Source organism: Pseudomonas sp. Irchel s3a10 (genome assembly GCF_900187525.1).
In the GTDB taxonomy this organism is placed as follows: Bacteria; Pseudomonadota; Gammaproteobacteria; order Pseudomonadales; family Pseudomonadaceae; genus Aquipseudomonas; species Aquipseudomonas koreensis_G.
The window spans coordinates 627,563-644,396 of sequence record NZ_FYDR01000004.1 but is presented as its reverse complement, the minus strand read 5'-3'; the positions used below and the strand labels follow the sequence as shown (position 1 = coordinate 644,396).

Sequence of the window (16,834 nt, the reverse complement as noted above, 5' to 3'; positions counted from 1 at the left end):
ACCCACACGAATTGCTTGATTCAGTTGTTAAAGAGCGGTTGGTTAAGATCTTTCGTCTCAACCGAGGCGCGCATTCTACAGCAGCCTCATTTGCTGTCAAGTGATTATTTTCAGAAGTTTTCGAAGAATTCTTCAACAACTTCAACCACTTGCGCTTCCGATCTCTCGTCAGCGGGAGGCGAATTCTACAGCGTTACACGCTGCTGTCAACACCTCTTTTTCACCGCTTTCGACCGAGAAGATCGAACCGTCAAAAGAGCCAAACATCACCGCCCTTTCAACTCCTTCCAGACTTCGATGAACTGAAGCAACTTGCTGTCGAAAACTGCATAACTCATTGAATCTCAAGGAGTTTTCCGTTTCGACTGCGCCGGAAGTGGGGCGAATTATAGACATCTGAAATCTGCCGTCAACACCTATTTTCATAATTCTGTCACATCGGTCAAAAACTCCCGAAAACACGAAGGCCGACCCACAGGGGTCGGCCTTTGTTGCACCGCTCTTCTTTTTACAAGCTAGGGAAAGCGAACTGCGAAGCCTCATGGCTCGCACGCTGCGGCCAGCGCTGAGTGATGGCCTTGCGACGGGTATAGAAGCGCACACCATCCGGGCCATAAGCATGCAGGTCGCCGAACAGCGAACGCTTCCAGCCGCCGAAGCTGTGGTAAGCCACCGGAACCGGCAGCGGTACGTTGACGCCGACCATGCCGACTTCGATCTCGTCGCAGAACAGACGCGCCGCCTCACCGTCACGAGTGAAGATGCAGGTGCCGTTGCCGTATTCATGATCGTTGATCAGCTTCATCGCCTCTTCCAGGCTGTTGACCCGAACCACGCACAACACCGGCCCGAAGATCTCTTCCTTATAGATGCGCATTTCAGGGGTGACGTTGTCGAACAGGCAGCCGCCGAGGAAGAAGCCCTCTTCATGACCCGGAATGCTCAAGCCGCGACCATCGACCACCAGGGTCGCGCCAGCTGCCACGCCGTCATCGACATAGCCGCTGACCTTGTCCCGCGCCTGACCAGTTACCAGTGGGCCCATGTCCAGACCGCAGGAAGTGCCAGCACCGATTTTCAGCGCCTTGATCTGCGGAACCAGTTTCGCTACCAGCGCATCCGCTACCTGATCGCCGACACACACTGCGACCGAAATCGCCATGCAGCGCTCACCGCAAGAACCGTAGGCCGCACCCATCAGCGCGCTGACCGCGTTGTCCAGATCCGCATCCGGCATCAGCACCGCATGGTTTTTCGCCCCGCCCAGTGCCTGAACGCGTTTGCCGCGCTTGGTGCCTTCGGCATAGATGTACTCGGCAATCGGCGTCGAGCCAACGAAGCTCAGGGCTTTGACTTCCGGCGCTTCGATCAGCGCGTCCACTGCGGTCTTGTCGCCATGCACCACGCTCAATACACCTTTCGGCAGACCGGCTTCGATCAGCAATTGAGCAATCAGCAGCGTCGAGCTTGGGTCACGCTCGGACGGTTTGAGGATGAAGCAGTTACCGCAGACGATCGCCAGTGGGTACATCCACAGTGGCACCATCGCCGGGAAGTTGAACGGCGTGATGCCGGCAACCACGCCCAGTGGCTGGAAGTCCGACCAGGCGTCAATGTTCGGGCCGACGTTGCGGCTGTATTCGCCCTTGAGGATTTCCGGTGCGGCGCAGGCGAACTCGACGTTCTCGATACCGCGCTTGAGTTCACCGGCGGCGTCTTCGAGGGTCTTGCCGTGTTCTTCGCTGATCAATTGCGAGATGCGCGCTTCGTTCTGCTCCAGCAGTTGCTTGAAGCGAAACATCACCTGGGCACGTTTGGCCGGAGGGGTATTGCGCCATGCCGGGAACGCAGCCTTGGCGGCGTCGATCGCGTGTTGAATGGTTTCGCGGGTGGCCAGCGGCAGCTTGTGGATCGCCTGACCGGTGGACGGGTTGAACACATCAACCGCGCGACCGTTCTCGGTCACAAGTTCGCCATTGATCAAATGCGGGATAACGCTCATCGAATAACTCCTGAATTCTTGTGTACAGACGCCCACATGGGGCGCCTGTTATTCGCAGGTATATATAGAGGGAAAAATCAGTCGAGCTTGTTCAGCACTTCGCCAACCGCGTCGAACAGGCGATCGAGGTCTTGCGGCTTGCTGTTGAAGGTTGGGCCGAACTGCAGGGTGTCGCCGCCGAAGCGCACGTAGAACCCGGCTTTCCACAGGGCCATACCGGCTTCGAACGGACGCACAATGGCGTCGCCGTCACGGGCCGCGATCTGGATCGCACCGGCCAGGCCGTAGTTACGGATGTCGATGACGTTCTTCGAACCCTTCAGGCCGTGCAGGGCATTTTCGAAATGCGGTGCAACCTCGGCCACGCTCTGCACCAGGTTTTCCTTTTGCAGCAGGTCGAGTGCCGCCAGGCCAGCGGCGCACGCCACCGGGTGGGCCGAGTAGGTGTAGCCGTGGGGGAATTCCACCGCGTATTCCGGAGTCGGCTGATTCATGAAGGTCTGGTAGATCTCGGAGCTGGCAATCACTGCGCCCATCGGAATCGCGCCGTTGGTGACTTGCTTGGCGATGCACATCAGGTCCGGGGTCACGCCAAAGCTCTCGGCGCCGAACATCGAACCGGTACGGCCGAAGCCGGTGATCACTTCATCGAACACCAGCAGGATGTTGTGTTGATCGCAGATCTCGCGCAGACGCTTCAGGTAACCCTGCGGCGGAACCAGTACGCCAGCGGAACCGGCCATTGGCTCAACGAAGACCGCCGCGATGTTCGAAGCGTCGTGCAGTTCGATCAACTTCAGCAGTTCATCAGCCAGAGCAATACCGCCCTGCTCCGGCATGCCACGGGAGAATGCGTTGCTGGCCAGCAGCGTGTGCGGCAGGTGATCGACGTCCATCATCGCCTGACCGAACAGCTTGCGGTTGCCGTTGACGCCGCCGAGGCTGGTGCCGGCAATGTTCACGCCGTGATAACCACGGGCACGGCCGATCATTTTGGTCTTGGTCGACTGACCTTTCAGACGCCAGTAGGCCCGGACCATCTTCACCGCAGTGTCGGCGCACTCGGAGCCGGAGTCGGTGAAAAACACGTGGTTCAGATTACCCGGAGTCAGCTCAGTGATTTTCTCGGCCAACTGGAACGACAGCGGATGACCGTACTGAAAGCCTGGCGAGTAATCGAGGGTGCCCAGTTGTTTGGAAACGGCTTCCTGGATTTCCTTGCGGGTGTGCCCGGCGCCGCAAGTCCACAGACCGGACAGCGAATCGTAGATCTTGCGGCCCTTGTCATCGAACAGCCAGCTGCCTTCGGCACCAACGATCAGACGCGGGTCGCGCTGGAAGTTGCGGTTGGCGGTGTACGGCATCCAGTGCGCGTCCAGCTTCAGTTGGCTGGCCAGTGGCGACGGCGCGTTTTCAGGCATGTTCATCGGGCAAAACCTCGCAGGGCATAAGCATCAGGGAGATAAAAAGCGTTGTTGCAGCTAAGTTGCCACGGGGATAAAGTCGGTGAAATTCAACTCTTCTAACCTTCAGTTAGAACTTTGCTAAACAATGAGAACAATAAAATGAGCAGCCGCCGCGCAGATCCGCTGGCCCAGGTCAGTGACTTTGATATTCGCCTGCTGCGGATTTTCCGCAGCGTGGTGGAGTGCGGCGGCTTCTCGGCGGCGGAAACCGTGCTCGGCATCGGTCGCTCGGCGATCAGCCAGCAAATGAGCGATCTCGAACAGCGCCTCGGCCTGCGTTTGTGCCAACGCGGTCGCGCCGGGTTCTCGTTGACCGAAGAAGGCCGCGAGGTTTATCAGTCAGCGCTGCAACTGTTAAGTGCGCTGGAAAGTTTCCGCACTGAGGTCAACGGACTGCACCAGCACCTGCGTGGCGAGTTGATCATCGGCCTGACCGACAACCTCGTCACCCTGCCCCACATGCGCATCACCCATGCCCTCGCCCAGTTGAAGGAACGCGGGCCGGACGTGCAGATCCAGATTCGTATGATCGCCCCCAACGAAGTCGAACAAGGCGTGCTCGACGGTCGCCTGCATGTCGGCGTGGTGCCGCAGGCCAGCGCACTGTCGGGGCTGGAATATCAGCCGTTGTACAGCGAACGCTCGCTGCTTTATTGCGCGGTGGGCCATCCGCTGTTTTATGTCGATGACAAGCAACTGGATGACGAGCGCCTTAATAGCCAAGACGCGATTGCGCCGACCTTTCGTTTGCCGGCGGAGATTCAGGCGCATTACCAGGCACTCAACTGCACCGCCAGCGCTTCCGACCGTGAGGGCATGGCGTTTCTGATTTTGACCGGGCGTTACATCGGTTATCTGCCGGATCATTACGCCAGCCTGTGGGTGCAGCAAGGTCGCTTGCGTGCGCTGAAATCGACGACGCGTTTTTATGATTTGAGTCTGGCATCGGTCACGCGCAAGGGGCGGCGCCCTCATTTGGTGCTGGAGAGCTTTCTCGAAAGCCTCGCTGCGACGCGTTGAAAATATAAATCCAGGATCAATCGCTCCGGCCTCGAACAGCAAGATCAAAGGATCGCAGCCTTCGGCAGCTCATACATTGGAGGGTACACAAGCAGAAAGCTGAGCAAGTGGACAGGTTTTTGCAGTGAAGGGTGAACTCGATCCCTGAACAAGAAGCCTTAAACCATGCAGCCAGATTCTGAACCGTCCAGCGACCTGATCTACGGCCTCGACGACCGCCCAAATCCACCCGCCGCAATCCTCGCCGCCCTGCAACACGTGCTCGCCAGTTTCGTCGGCATCATCACCCCGCCGCTGGTGATCGGCTCGGCCCTCGGGCTGACCACGCACTTGCCGTATCTGATCAGCATGGCGCTGATGGTTTCCGGGGTCGGCACCTTTATTCAGGCGCGACGGCCGTTCGGCATCGGCGCCGGGATGATCTCTTTGCAGGGCACCAGTTTCGCCTTCCTCGGCGCGGTGCTGTCGGCCGGGTTTCTGGTCAAGCAGCGTGGCGGCAGCCCGGAAGACATTCTGGCGATGATCTTCGGCGTGTGCTTTTTCGGCGCCGTGGTGCAGATCGTCCTCAGCCGTTTCATCGGTCAATTACGCCGGGTTGTTACGCCGCTGGTGACCGGGATCGTCATCACCCTGATCGGCATCAGCCTGATCAAGGTCGGCATCACCGATCTGGGCGGTGGATTCAATGCGCCGGACTTCGGCGCGCCGGGCAATCTGGCGCTGGGGGTGTTCGTGTTGCTGACGATCATCCTGCTCAACCGCTCGAACACGCCGTGGGTGCGGCTGTCGGCAATCATTATCGGACTGCTGCTCGGCAGTCTGGCCGCGTGGTTTAGCGGGAAACTGGTTCCGCAGGCATTGCCTGACCTGCCGCTGGTGAGTCTTCCTGCACCGTTCAAGTTCGGTTTCAGCTTCGACTGGACAGCTTTCCTGCCGGTCGCGCTGATTTATCTGATCAGCACCATCGAAACCGTCGGCGACCTCACCGCCAACTGCATGCTCGCCCGCCAGCCGATCAGCGGCCCCTCTTATATAAGCCGACTGCGCGGCGGCGTGCTCGGTGACGGCGTGAGCTGCATGATCGCGGCCACTTTCAGCGCCTTCCCCAACACCACGTTTGCGCAGAACAACGGCGTGATCCAGTTGACCGGCGTGGCCAGCCGCTATGTCGGGCTGTACATCGGCGCGATTCTGTTTTGTCTCGGTCTGTTCCCCATGATCGGTGCGGTGCTGCAGCAGATCCCGAAACCGGTGCTCGGCGGCGCCACACTGGTGATGTTCGGCAGCGTGGCGGCGGCCGGGGTGCGGATCCTTGCACAGTCGCCGCTGGACCGACGCAGCATGCTGATCATCGCCACCTCGCTCGGCGTCGGCCTGGGCATTGCCGCGCAACCGAACCTGCTGCACCTGTTGCCGAAACTGGTGCAGAACCTGTTCGACTCGGCGATCACCAGCGGCGGCCTGACTGCGATCATCCTCTGCTTGCTACTGCCGGAGGCGAAAACCGCCAGCGTCGAATCCGCCGCAGCGCTGAACAAGATCGAACAGGCGTAACGGTTTTATTGCATCAGGACTTGTCGGATGCCTGTGGGTGCGTTATCAACGCAACTGGTTGCACCCACAGACAAACCGGAAGTGCCTATGACCTTTGAAGTCCCCGCTCATGGCGGCAAACCCGCCAGCCGCATTCGTCAGAAGAACGAAGAGACCATCCTCAAAGCCGCCGAAGACGAGTTCGCCCGTCACGGTTACAAAGGCACCAGCATGAACACCATTGCGCAGAATGCCGGGTTGCCCAAGGCGAACCTGCATTACTACTTCACCAACAAGTTGGGGTTGTACGTGGCGGTGCTGAGCAACATCATCGAGCTGTGGGACAGCACCTTCAACACCTTGACCGCCGAGGACGATCCGGCCGAAGCGCTGACCCGCTACATTCGCGCCAAGGTGGAATTCTCCCGCCGCCAACCGCAAGCCTCGCGGATCTTTGCGATGGAAGTGATCAGCGGTGGCGAATGCCTGACCGAGTATTTCAACCAGGATTACCGCGCCTGGTTCCAGGGCCGCGCAGCAGTGTTCCAGGCCTGGATCGATGCCGGCAAGATGGACCCGGTGGATCCGGTGCACCTGATTTTCCTGCTGTGGGGTAGCACCCAGCATTACGCCGACTTCGCCACGCAGATCTGTCGCGTCAGCGGTCGCAGCAAGTTGACCAAGCAGGACATGGAAGACGCCGGCAACAACCTGATCCGCATCATTCTCAAAGGCTGCGGCCTCACCCCGACTATTTAAGACGTTTATGCCTTTCACCCTCAGCGGTTTTTGCGAGTACCGCGAAGAGATTCGCAAGAGCCGCTTCATCACCTTCGCCGCGCCGATCGGCAGCCCCGCCGACGCGCAGGCGTTCTTCGAACAACACAGCGACTTGAATGCCTCGCACAACTGCTGGGCGTGGAAACTCGGTGCGCAATACCGCAGCAACGACGACGGCGAACCCGGCGGCACCGCCGGACGACCGATTCTGGCGGCCATCGAGGCGCAGGATTGCGATCAGGTCGCGGTGCTGGTGATCCGCTGGTATGGCGGCATTCAACTGGGCACCGGTGGTTTGGCCAGGGCCTATGGCGGCGGCGCGAACAAGTGCCTGCAGAATGCGGAAAAAGTGGAGTTGATCAGCCGGGTACCGCTCAGTTGCGCCTGCGGCTTTGCCGAGTTGGCGCTGGTGAAGCTGCGGGTGGCGGATCTGGGTGGCTTGGTGGTGGAAGAAAACTTCACCGCCAATGGTGTTGAGTTGCAGTTGGCGGTGGGTGAGGCGCAGATCGAGTTGCTGCAAACGCAGCTGGCGGATTTGAGTCGGGGGCGGATTGTGCTGCAGCGTTAAAAGATCAAAAGATCGCAGCCTTCGGCAGCTCCTACAGAGGAATGTGCGTTTCCCTGTAGGAGCTGCCGAAGGCTGCGATCTTTTAGGGCGTCGACGGATTTCTTTATTCCAGCAACTTGCCCACATCTGCTGTGCACCCGACTGTGGATAACCTGAGTACATTCCGCTGTAACCCTTCTGTCACGTGGCTTTGCGCGATTTGCTCACTTTTCGTCCACTGCGTGTGAAAAAAGGTAAATCCCACGTAAAAACAGATAGTTAGCGCTGTTTATCACCATTGGGAGATAGCACCTCAGCGCTTATGCCAAGGATTTCCAATTGCGCACAAATACTGTGGAGCAACCTGTGGATAACCCGTTTATGGCTGGCGCAGCCGCAGGTTCTGCATAGGCCCCACGCATTTGCTCGTTTTTTGATCAGTTGTCCACGGGCAAAACTGGAGCCTGATCAACGGCTTTGCTCTCAATTGGTGCCGTACTTCTCGAGCATTACCCCTTCGACGCTCTACGGCAACCGTGGGCGCGCAAGGCCCGACAAGGTTCCTGACTCAATGGCCAGGAAATTGCTTTATCCACAGGCACAACTCCAAGTCAGTCGAGCCTGTCATGCCAAGCCCAGATTCAACGTCGCGCCTGCAACTGCGCCAGATCAGCAAACGCTACCCCGGTTGTCTGGCCAATGACGCCATCGACCTGAGCATCGCGCCGGGGGAAATCCACGCCCTGCTCGGTGAGAACGGCGCAGGCAAAAGCACACTGATGAAGATCATCTACGGCGTTACCCAGGCCGATTCCGGCGAGATGCTCTGGGAGGGCCTGCGGGTGAACATCCGCAACCCGGCGCAGGCCCGGCAGTTGGGGATCGGCATGGTGTTCCAGCATTTCTCGCTGTTCGAAACCCTCAGCGTCGCGCAGAACATTGCTCTGGCCATGGGGGCCAAGGCCGGCACGCCGAAACAACTGGAGCCGAAGATTCGCCAAGTGTCGCGCCGCTACGGCATGGCGCTGGAGCCGGAGCGACTTGTCCACAGCCTGTCGATCGGCGAGCGGCAACGGGTGGAGATCATTCGCTGCCTGATGCAGGACATTCGCCTGCTGATCCTCGACGAGCCGACGTCGGTGCTGACGCCACAAGAGGCCGACGAACTGTTCATCACCCTGCGCCGTCTCGCCGCCGAGGGCTGCAGCATTCTGTTTATCAGCCACAAGCTCGCGGAGGTGCGCGCACTGTGCCATAGCGCCACGGTCTTGCGCGGGGGACGGGTCGCCGGACATTGCCTGCCGGCCGAATGCTCGGATCAGCAATTGGCGCAGATGATGGTCGGCGAAGCGGCGGCGTTGATCGGCGAATACCAGAAAGTCAGTGGCGGTACGGACTTTCTACAGGTCAACGGCTTGAGCTGGCACAACCCCGATCCCTTCGGCTGCTCGTTAAGCGACATCAACCTGCAAGTGCGCAGCGGCGAAATCGTCGGTATCGCCGGGGTCGCGGGCAATGGACAGGATGAGTTGCTCGCCCTGCTCAGCGGTGAACAAACCCTGCCCCGCAACGGCGCGACAACGATTCGTTTCGCCGGGCAAGCGGTCGCCGATTTGCGCCCGGATGCGCGGCGCCAACTGGGTCTGGCGTTCGTCCCGGCAGAACGCCTGGGTCACGGCGCGGTGCCTGAACTGAGCCTTTCCGACAACGCCTTGCTCACGGCCTTTCAACAAGGGCTGGTGAGCAATGGTTTGATCCAGCGCGGCAAAGTCGAAACCCTCGCACAAACCATCATTCAGCGCTTCGGGGTGAAAACCCCGGGCACTCACGCTGCCGCGCGCAGCCTTTCCGGCGGCAATCTGCAGAAATTCATTCTTGGCCGGGAAATCCTCCAGCAACCGAAACTGCTGATCGCCGCGCACCCGACCTGGGGCGTCGACGTTGGAGCGGCGGCGACCATTCACCGCGCGCTGATTGCCCTGCGCGACGCCGGCGCGGCGATCCTGGTGATCTCCGAAGACCTCGACGAACTGTTCCAGATCAGCGACCGCCTCGGCGCCCTGTGCGCGGGGCGTCTGTCGCCGCTGCAGCACACCACCGACACCCTGCTGAGCGATGTCGGCGGCTGGATGGCCGGGCACATCAACCCCACGCATTCATCGGCCACGGCCTGACGGAGTTTCCCCAACATGCTGCTTTCCCTCGAACCCCGTGGCCAGCAATCGCGCCTGATGCTGTGGTGCTCGCCGTTGCTGGCGGCGCTGCTGACACTCGGCTGCGGCTCGCTGCTGTTCATCGCCCTCGGCCATGATCCGCTGCAAACCTTGCACACGCTGTTGATCGCACCGGTCAGCGATCTGTATGGCGTCTCCGAACTGCTGGTCAAGGCGCTGCCGATTCTGCTCTGCGCATTGGGCCTGGCGGTGGCGTATCAGGCGCGAATCTGGAACATCGGCGCCGAAGGTCAGTTACTGCTCGGTGCACTCGCTGGAAGTGCCTTGGCGGTGAACATCATCGACCTGCAAAGCCGTTGGGCACTGGTGCTGATTCTACTCACCGGCACCTTCGCCGGTGCCGCCTGGGCCGGGCTGACGGCATGGCTGCGCACGCGCTTCAACGCCAACGAAATCCTCACCAGCATCATGCTCAATTACATCGCGCTGAACCTGCTGCTGTTCTGCGTGCACGGGCCGCTGAAGGATCCGGCCGGCTACAACTTTCCCGAGTCGGCGATGTTCGGCGATGCCAGTCGCCTGCCACTGCTGATGGAGGATGGCCGGGTGCACGCCGGGGTGTATTTCGCCCTGCTCGCGCTGGTTGCGGTGTGGGTGTTGTTGCAGAAAAGCTTTGTCGGTTTCCAGATCAAGGTGCTCGGTCTGGATAAACGTGCGGCGGGGTTTGTCGGCTTTCGCGAAAAACGTCTGATCTGGCTCGCGCTGTTGATCAGCGGCGGCCTGGCCGGGCTGGCCGGGGTCTGCGAAGTCACCGGGCCGATCGGCCAATTGGTGCCGCAAGTCTCGCCGGGCTATGGCTATGCAGCAATCACCGTGGCGTTTCTCGGGCGGTTGAACCCGATCGGGATTCTGTTCTCAAGCCTGCTGATGGCGCTGCTGTACATCGGCGGTGAAAGCGCGCAAATGACCCTGAATCTGCCGCAAGCGATCACCCAACTGTTCCAGGGGATGATGCTGTTTTTCCTGCTGGCCTGCGACGTGCTGATTCTTTATCGGCCACGCCTGAAACTGCGCTGGGCACGGCGCGCATCGTCCCCTGCCGTAACCGCCGGAGCGCTGTGATGGATATCGATCTGCTGAGCAATATTTTCTACGCCATGGTGCGTTGCGGCACGCCGCTGTTGTTGGTGGCGCTGGGTGAGTTGATCTGCGAGAAGAGTGGCGTGCTCAACCTCGGGCAGGAAGGGATGATGCTGTTTGGCGCGGTGATCGGTTTTATCGTCGCCCTCAACAGCGGCAACCTGTGGCTCGGCGTGTTGCTGGCGATGCTCGCGGGGATGCTCTTGTCATCGCTGTTTGCCCTGGTGGCGCTGGTGTTCAACGCCAATCAGGTGGCGACCGGGCTGGCGCTGACGATCTTCGGTGTGGGCCTGTCGACCTTTGTCGGTGCAGCGTGGGTCGGCAAGCCGTTGGCCGGATTCGAGCCGTTGGCGATTCCGTACTTGAGTGAGATTCCGCTGATCGGGCGCATGCTGTTTGCTCAGGACTTGCTGGTGTACCTGTCGTTCGCGCTGTTTGCGCTGGTGGCGTGGGTGATCATCAAGAGCCGTGTCGGGTTGATCATTCAGGCCGTTGGCGAGAACCCGGACGCGGCCAGTGCGATGGGCCTGCCGGTACTGACCGTGCGCACGCTGGCGGTTTTGTTCGGCGGGGCGATGGCCGGGTTGGCGGGGGCGTATCTGTCGCTGGCGTACACGCCGATGTGGGCCGAGAACATGACCGCCGGACGCGGCTGGATCGCGCTGGCGCTGGTGGTGTTTGCCAGTTGGCGGGTATGGCGGTTGTTGCTCGGGGCGTATCTGTTTGGCCTCGCCAGCATCCTGCATCTGGTGGCGCAGGGCTTGGGGCTGGCGATTCCGTCGAGTCTGCTGGCGATGCTGCCGTATGTGGCGACGATTGTGGTGTTGGTGCTGTTGTCGCGCGATGCCGTTCGGACTCGGTTGTATGCGCCGGTGTCGTTGGGGCAGCCGTGGCAGGCGGGGCATTAAAGCGATGACCCTGCCGGCCTCTTCGCGAGCAAGCCCGCTCCCACAGTGTCCGTGTTGTGTACCTGACTTGCGAACACCGCTGAGGGTCCTGCGAATTTGACAAGCAACCGCGCTAAAGCCTGGAGTATGCTCCGGGGTCAGCAGCTCTTTTGAGACCCGGCTCGATGTGTTGCGACGAGTGTTGCAACTACGGCTGGGTCAGGCGTGTCCATTGACTCCGTGAACCGTAATCTTCAAGGAACCCCGTCATGTCCCAGGCAAAAAACGCACTGATCATCGGCGCCTCCCGTGGCTTGGGCCTCGGGCTGGTGAAAACCCTGCTGGCCGACGGCTGGCAAGTGACCGCCACCGTGCGTAATCCGCAAAAGGCCGAGGCGCTGCAAGCGCTGGGCAAGGTGCGGATCGAGAAACTCGACATGGACGACCAGCAGGCGGTGATCGCCCTGAGCCAACAGCTCAAGGGCGAGACCTTCGACCTGCTCTTCGTCAACGCCGGGGTCAAAGGCCCTGAAGTGCAAACCCCGGGCGGCGCGACACTGGCCGAAGTCGGGCAACTGTTTTTCACCAACGCCGTGGCGCCGATCAACCTGGCGCAGCGCTTCGTCGGGCAGATCCGCGACGGCAGCGGCGTGCTGGCGTTCATGAGTTCCGGTCTGGGCAGCGTCACCGTCCCCGACGCCCCGGAGCTGGCGCTGTACAAGGCAAGCAAGGCCGCGCTGAATTCGATGACCAACAGTTTTGTCACCCAGTTGGGTGAGCAGAAACTCACCGTGCTGTCGCTGCACCCGGGCTGGGTGAAGACGGATATGGGCGGTGAAGGTGCTGACCTGGATGTAGAGACCAGCACGCGCGGGCTGATTGATCAGGTGAATGCGTACACCGGCAAGGGCGGGCATCACTTCATCAACTACAAGGGTGAAACCATTCCCTGGTAAGCACCACAGATCTTCCCTGTAGGAGTGAGCCTGCTCGCGATCGCAGTGTGTCCGTCACCGATGATCTTGAATGAAAGACCGCTATCGCGAGCAGGCTCACTCCTACAAGGGGATGGTGGTGTCCTGTCGGGTTGGGCTTGCCCGATCCGGCGATTTGTTTGAAACTCCGCACCTCGTCCATCGCGACGACCCTGGATCAGCAGACAGGGCAACACTGAGCTGGCAACCCTGAACCCCACTTTCAGAGGAGCCGGCCACAATGCCTGCGACCCGTACCTGGTTAAAAAATCCCCTCGCCATTTTCACGGCCAACGCGCTCGATGCCCGTGGCGGTCTGGTGCTGCAAGACGGCGTGATCGTCGAAGTGCTGGCAGCCGGTCAGCAACCGTCGGCGCCGTGCAACGAAGTGTTCGATGCCCGCGAGCATGTGATCCTGCCGGGCCTGATCAACACCCATCACCATTTCTATCAAACCCTGACTCGCGCCTGGGCGCCGGTGGTCAATCAGCCGTTGTTCCCGTGGCTGAAAACCCTGTACCCGGTATGGGCGCGGCTGACCCCGGAAAAACTCGCCCTCGCGACAAAAGTGGCTTTGGCTGAACTGCTGCTGTCGGGTTGCACCACCGCCGCCGACCACCACTACCTGTTCCCGGACGGTCTGGAAAACGCCATCGACGTGCAAGTCGACACCGTGCGTGAACTTGGCATGCGCGCCATGCTCACTCGCGGTTCGATGAGCCTCGGCGAGAAAGACGGCGGCCTGCCGCCGCAGCAGACCGTGCAGGAAGGTCAGGTGATTCTCGACGACAGCCAGCGCCTGATTCACGAGTACCACGAGCGCGGCGACGGTGCGCAAATCCAGATCGCTCTGGCACCGTGCTCGCCGTTCTCGGTGACCCCGGAAATCATGTCGGCCAGCGCCGAACTGGCGAATAAACTCGACGTGCGTCTGCATACGCACTTGGCGGAAACCCTCGACGAAGAGGATTTCTGCCTGCAGCGTTTCGGCCTGCGCACCGTGGATTATCTGGACAGCGTCGGCTGGCTCGGCCCGCGCACGTGGCTGGCCCATGGCATCCACTTCAACCCGGAGGAAATCGCTCGCCTCGGCCAGGCCGGCACCGGCATCTGCCACTGCCCGAGTTCGAACATGCGTCTGGCCTCCGGCATTTGCCCGAGCATCGATCTGACCGATGCGGGCGCACTGTTTGGTCTGGGCGTGGATGGTTCGGCCTCCAACGACGCGTCGAACATGATTCTCGAAGCGCGGCAGGCGTTGTACATCCAGCGCCTGCGTTACGGCGCCGAAAAGATCACCCCGGAACGCGTGCTGGGCTGGGCGACCAAGGGGTCGGCGAGCCTGTTGGGACGCACCGACATTGGCGAGCTGGCGGTGGGCAAGCAGGCGGATCTGGCGTTGTTCAAGCTCGATGAGCTGCGCTTCTCGGGTAGCCATGATCCGATTTCGGCGCTGTTGTTGTGCGGTGCCGATCGTGCGGATCGAGTGATGATTGGCGGCAAGTGGCGGGTGGTGGACGGCCAGGTTGAAGGGCTGGATCTGAAGGGTCTGATCGCCGATCACAGCCAGGCTGCGCGCCAGTTGATCGCCGGTACCTGATCCACCGCCGATGAAACCCTGTAGGAGTGAGCCTGCTCGCGATAGCGGTGTGTCAGAGAAGAATATCTCGACTGACACTCAGCTATCGCGAGCAGGCTCACTCCTACAATTGTTTTGTGGTGGGCTTAAAGGCCGAGCAGGGAGAGCATGATAAACGTCGCAAACAGCACGAAGTGGGTCATGCCTTCGATGGCATTGGTCTCGCCGTCATTCAGGTTGATCGCACTGACGATCAGCGTGATGAAGATCATCACCGTCTGCACCGGGGTCATCGCCATCTGAAACGGCTGACCGGTGTACAGCGCCATCGCTTCCATCACCGGCACCGTCAGAATCACCGTCGACAGTGACGCGCCCATCGCGATGTTCACCACCGACTGCATGCGGTTGGCCAACGCGGCACGCAACGCCGTCAGAATCTCCGGTGCTGCGGAAATCGCCGCCACCAGAATCGCCGTGATCACCGGCGGCGCGCCCGTGCCTTCCAGGCCCAGATCGAGGGTCTTGGACATCACTTCGGCCAGTGCGCCGATCACCACCACGCCGAACACCAGAATGCCGATCGACCACGCCAGGCTCAGCGGTTTCGGTTCATCTTCCACCGGTTCTTTCTTGCGGCGCTTGTCCGGGTAGCTGTAGCTGAAAAAGTAACTGTGCGGCCCGACCTGCATCCGCAGGAACAACGCATAAAGCACCACCATCGCGCCGATGGTGAACGCTGAATAAATCTTCCAGTTCGCCGCCGGAATAAACTCCGGCACCACCATCGACACGCCCATGGCGGTGAGGATCATCACGCTGTAGCTGCGTGCCGAGTCATCGTTGTACGACTGCTCGCCATGCTTGAGTCCGCCCATCAATGCGGCGAGGCCGAGGATACCGTTGATGTCGAGCATCACCGCCGAATAGATCGTGTCCCGCACCAGCGTGGCCGACGCTTCATTGCTCATCATGATCGCCAGGATCACCACTTCCACCAGCACCGCTGCCAAGGTCAGGATCATCGTGCCGTAGGGGTCGCCGACTTTTTCGGCGAGCAGTTCAGCATGATGGGCAACGCGCATCGAGGCAGCGACGATGAAGGCGATCAATGCCAGCCCGCAGATCAGCGCGACGATCTGGCCGCTGTGGAGCATCCAGTGTTCCAGAGGATAGGCGATGCACGCGGCAATCACCGCCAGCAGCAGAAAGCTTTCTTGCTTGAGGATCGTGAGCATGGCGGGCCTTTTTGCCGAGAGGTTCGAATGAGCTACTGACTGCGGCGCGGCGCTAACGTTTCGTTACACCTTAGCGCACCAACTGATAGCGGTCCTTTGGCAGGTGCACTTTTATTGGCCTTGAAGGCCCTATCGCGAGCAGGCTCACTCCTACAGAGGAATGCGATCCTTTGTAGGAGTGAGCCTGCTCGCGAAGGCCATCACACGGTTTCAAACCAGTTTGTTGTCCTGTTGGTCAGCAATTTGCATTGCCCCTGACCACACACAACAAAATGGAGCTCCAATTCATGCAAATACGTCCGCTGCATAAACTGCTGTGCGCCGCCATCGGTCTGGGGATCAGCCTGAGCGCCAGCGCTGCCGATCCGCTGAAGGTCGGTTTTGTCTACATCGGCCCGATTGGCGACCACGGCTGGACGTATCAGCATGAACAGGGGCGCAAGGCGCTGGCGGAGAAATTAGGCCCGCAGATCAGCACCAATTACGTCGAGAACGTGGCCGAGGGCGCCGACGCCGAGCGGGTGATCCGCAACATGGCCAAGGACAACTACGACCTGATCTTCACCACCTCCTTCGGCTACATGAACCCGACGCTGAAAGTCGCCAAACAGTTTCCCAAGGTGACCTTCGAACACGCCACCGGCTACAAGCAGGACAAGAACCTCGGCACCTATCTGGCGCGCACTTATGAGGGTCGTTATGTCGGCGGTTTCCTTGCAGCGAAGATGACCAAGACCAAGAAGATCGGTTACGTCGCCTCGTTCCCGATTCCGGAAGTGATCCGCGACATCAACGCCATCCAGCTGGCGCTGAACAAGTACAACCCCGGCACCGAGATCAAAGTGGTGTGGGTCAACTCGTGGTTCGACCCGGGCAAGGAAGCCGACGCCGCCAACGCGCTGATCGATCAGGGCGTGGACGTGGTGTTCCAGCACACCGACAGCCCGGCGCCGATCCAGGCCGCCGAACGGCGTGGCGTGTACGCCGTGGGTTACGCCTCGGACATGGCGCACTTCGGCCCGAAAGCGGTGCTGACTTCGATCGTCAACGACTGGGCACCGCACTACATTCAGGCGACCCAGAGCGTGATCGACCACAACTGGAAGTCCCAGGATTACTGGGGCGGGCTGAAGGAAGGCACGGTTGAACTGCCGATCAGCGACCTGGTGCCGGCACCGGTGAAAGCCGAGGCCGAGCAGATCATTGCCGACATCAAGAGCGGTGCGCTGCAACCGTTCACCGGGCCGATCAAGGATCAGGCCGGCGTGGAGAAAATCCCGGCGGGCGTGAGTGCGACGAATGCGGAACTGGCGTCGATGAACTATTACGTGGAAGGGATGAAGGCCGAGATGCCGAAGTAATTCCGGCCCCACCACCATTCCCCTGTGGGAGCGGGCTTGCTTGCGAAAGCGGTGTATCAGCCAACGCATGTATCGACTGACACAGCCCCTTCGCGAGCAAGCCCGCTCCCACATTTGGATCTTCAGTGTTCTC

General features: G+C 60.4%; 13 protein-coding genes. 10 read left to right on the top strand and 3 right to left on the bottom strand.

Annotated features, from left to right (window positions below; genetic code table 11):
- Positions 1–508 precede the first annotated feature (508 nt).
- Together CKW11_RS15735 and CKW11_RS15730 are read right to left on the bottom strand one after the other, a co-directional pair.
- Entirely contained in the window at positions 509–2,002 is a 1,494-nt protein-coding gene (locus tag CKW11_RS15735; RefSeq protein WP_003221397.1) for a CoA-acylating methylmalonate-semialdehyde dehydrogenase, read from the bottom strand.
- A 77-nt stretch (positions 2,003–2,079) separates the two neighbouring features.
- On the bottom strand, positions 2,080–3,429 hold the full coding sequence (locus CKW11_RS15730; RefSeq protein WP_095138240.1) for an aspartate aminotransferase family protein: 1,350 nt from the start codon (positions 3,427–3,429) through the stop codon (positions 2,080–2,082).
- A 138-nt stretch (positions 3,430–3,567) separates the two neighbouring features.
- Here CKW11_RS15730 and CKW11_RS15725 point away from each other — a divergent pair, with 138 nt between their 5' ends.
- The 9 genes from CKW11_RS15725 to CKW11_RS15685 all read left to right on the top strand — a co-directional run bounded on the left by CKW11_RS15725 (position 3,568) and on the right by CKW11_RS15685 (position 14,123).
- Positions 3,568–4,488, top strand: coding sequence for a LysR family transcriptional regulator (locus tag CKW11_RS15725; protein WP_095138239.1), 921 nt, complete (start codon positions 3,568–3,570; stop codon positions 4,486–4,488).
- 165 nt (positions 4,489–4,653) lie between these two features.
- Complete coding sequence (locus CKW11_RS15720) at positions 4,654–6,042, top strand: uracil-xanthine permease family protein (RefSeq protein ID WP_095138238.1); 1,389 nt, start codon at positions 4,654–4,656, stop codon at positions 6,040–6,042.
- Positions 6,043–6,129: 87 nt separating this feature from the next.
- Positions 6,130–6,780, top strand: a complete 651-nt coding sequence (locus tag CKW11_RS15715; RefSeq protein ID WP_095138237.1) for a TetR/AcrR family transcriptional regulator — start codon at positions 6,130–6,132, stop codon at positions 6,778–6,780.
- Between the two features lie 7 nt (positions 6,781–6,787).
- The gene (locus CKW11_RS15710; protein ID WP_095138236.1) at positions 6,788–7,369 is read left to right on the top strand and encodes a YigZ family protein; all 582 of its coding nucleotides are present in this window, start codon (positions 6,788–6,790) and stop codon (positions 7,367–7,369) included.
- Between the two features lie 605 nt (positions 7,370–7,974).
- The gene (locus tag CKW11_RS15705; protein WP_095138235.1) at positions 7,975–9,522 is read left to right on the top strand and encodes an ABC transporter ATP-binding protein; all 1,548 of its coding nucleotides are present in this window, start codon (positions 7,975–7,977) and stop codon (positions 9,520–9,522) included.
- A gap of 15 nt (positions 9,523–9,537) precedes the next feature.
- Complete coding sequence (locus CKW11_RS15700) at positions 9,538–10,644, top strand: ABC transporter permease (RefSeq protein WP_095138234.1); 1,107 nt, start codon at positions 9,538–9,540, stop codon at positions 10,642–10,644.
- Positions 10,644–11,570 (top strand): ABC transporter permease, encoded by a 927-nt coding sequence (locus CKW11_RS15695; RefSeq protein ID WP_003221385.1) that lies wholly within the window; start codon positions 10,644–10,646, stop codon positions 11,568–11,570. The genes CKW11_RS15700 and CKW11_RS15695 overlap by 1 nt, the downstream gene beginning before the upstream one ends.
- A gap of 248 nt (positions 11,571–11,818) precedes the next feature.
- Positions 11,819–12,505 carry an SDR family oxidoreductase gene (locus tag CKW11_RS15690; RefSeq protein ID WP_095138233.1) on the top strand — a complete coding sequence of 229 codons (687 nt, stop codon included), beginning with the start codon at positions 11,819–11,821 and terminating at the stop codon, positions 12,503–12,505.
- Positions 12,506–12,764: 259 nt separating this feature from the next.
- Positions 12,765–14,123: an 8-oxoguanine deaminase gene (locus CKW11_RS15685; protein WP_095138232.1), complete on the top strand. Its 1,359-nt coding sequence runs from the start codon at positions 12,765–12,767 to the stop codon at positions 14,121–14,123.
- Between the two features lie 125 nt (positions 14,124–14,248).
- Here CKW11_RS15685 and CKW11_RS15680 read toward each other — a convergent pair whose 3' ends face one another.
- Entirely contained in the window at positions 14,249–15,340 is a 1,092-nt protein-coding gene (locus CKW11_RS15680; protein ID WP_095138231.1) for a calcium:proton antiporter, read from the bottom strand.
- A gap of 287 nt (positions 15,341–15,627) precedes the next feature.
- On the opposite strand from CKW11_RS15680, the gene CKW11_RS15675 reads away from it, so the two are divergent.
- Positions 15,628–16,701, top strand: a complete 1,074-nt coding sequence (locus CKW11_RS15675) for a BMP family ABC transporter substrate-binding protein (RefSeq protein WP_095138230.1) — start codon at positions 15,628–15,630, stop codon at positions 16,699–16,701.
- Positions 16,702–16,834 lie beyond the last annotated feature (133 nt).

Excerpts from the sequence above, each read along its gene's own strand:
- CKW11_RS15715 (WP_095138237.1), top strand. The coding sequence starts at position 6,130 with ATGACCTTTGAAGTCCCCGCTCATGGCGGCAAACCCGCCAGCCGCATT.
- CKW11_RS15735 (WP_003221397.1), bottom strand. The coding sequence starts at position 2,002 with ATGAGCGTTATCCCGCATTTGATCAATGGCGAACTTGTGACCGAGAAC.
- CKW11_RS15680 (WP_095138231.1), bottom strand. The coding sequence starts at position 15,340 with ATGCTCACGATCCTCAAGCAAGAAAGCTTTCTGCTGCTGGCGGTGATT.
- CKW11_RS15720 (WP_095138238.1), top strand. The coding sequence starts at position 4,654 with ATGCAGCCAGATTCTGAACCGTCCAGCGACCTGATCTACGGCCTCGAC.
- CKW11_RS15705 (WP_095138235.1), top strand. The coding sequence starts at position 7,975 with ATGCCAAGCCCAGATTCAACGTCGCGCCTGCAACTGCGCCAGATCAGC.
- CKW11_RS15690 (WP_095138233.1), top strand. The coding sequence starts at position 11,819 with ATGTCCCAGGCAAAAAACGCACTGATCATCGGCGCCTCCCGTGGCTTG.
- CKW11_RS15710 (WP_095138236.1), top strand. The coding sequence starts at position 6,788 with ATGCCTTTCACCCTCAGCGGTTTTTGCGAGTACCGCGAAGAGATTCGC.
- CKW11_RS15675 (WP_095138230.1), top strand. The coding sequence starts at position 15,628 with ATGCAAATACGTCCGCTGCATAAACTGCTGTGCGCCGCCATCGGTCTG.
- CKW11_RS15700 (WP_095138234.1), top strand. The coding sequence starts at position 9,538 with ATGCTGCTTTCCCTCGAACCCCGTGGCCAGCAATCGCGCCTGATGCTG.
- CKW11_RS15725 (WP_095138239.1), top strand. The coding sequence starts at position 3,568 with ATGAGCAGCCGCCGCGCAGATCCGCTGGCCCAGGTCAGTGACTTTGAT.
- CKW11_RS15730 (WP_095138240.1), bottom strand. The coding sequence starts at position 3,429 with ATGAACATGCCTGAAAACGCGCCGTCGCCACTGGCCAGCCAACTGAAG.
- CKW11_RS15695 (WP_003221385.1), top strand. The coding sequence starts at position 10,644 with ATGGATATCGATCTGCTGAGCAATATTTTCTACGCCATGGTGCGTTGC.
- CKW11_RS15685 (WP_095138232.1), top strand. The coding sequence starts at position 12,765 with ATGCCTGCGACCCGTACCTGGTTAAAAAATCCCCTCGCCATTTTCACG.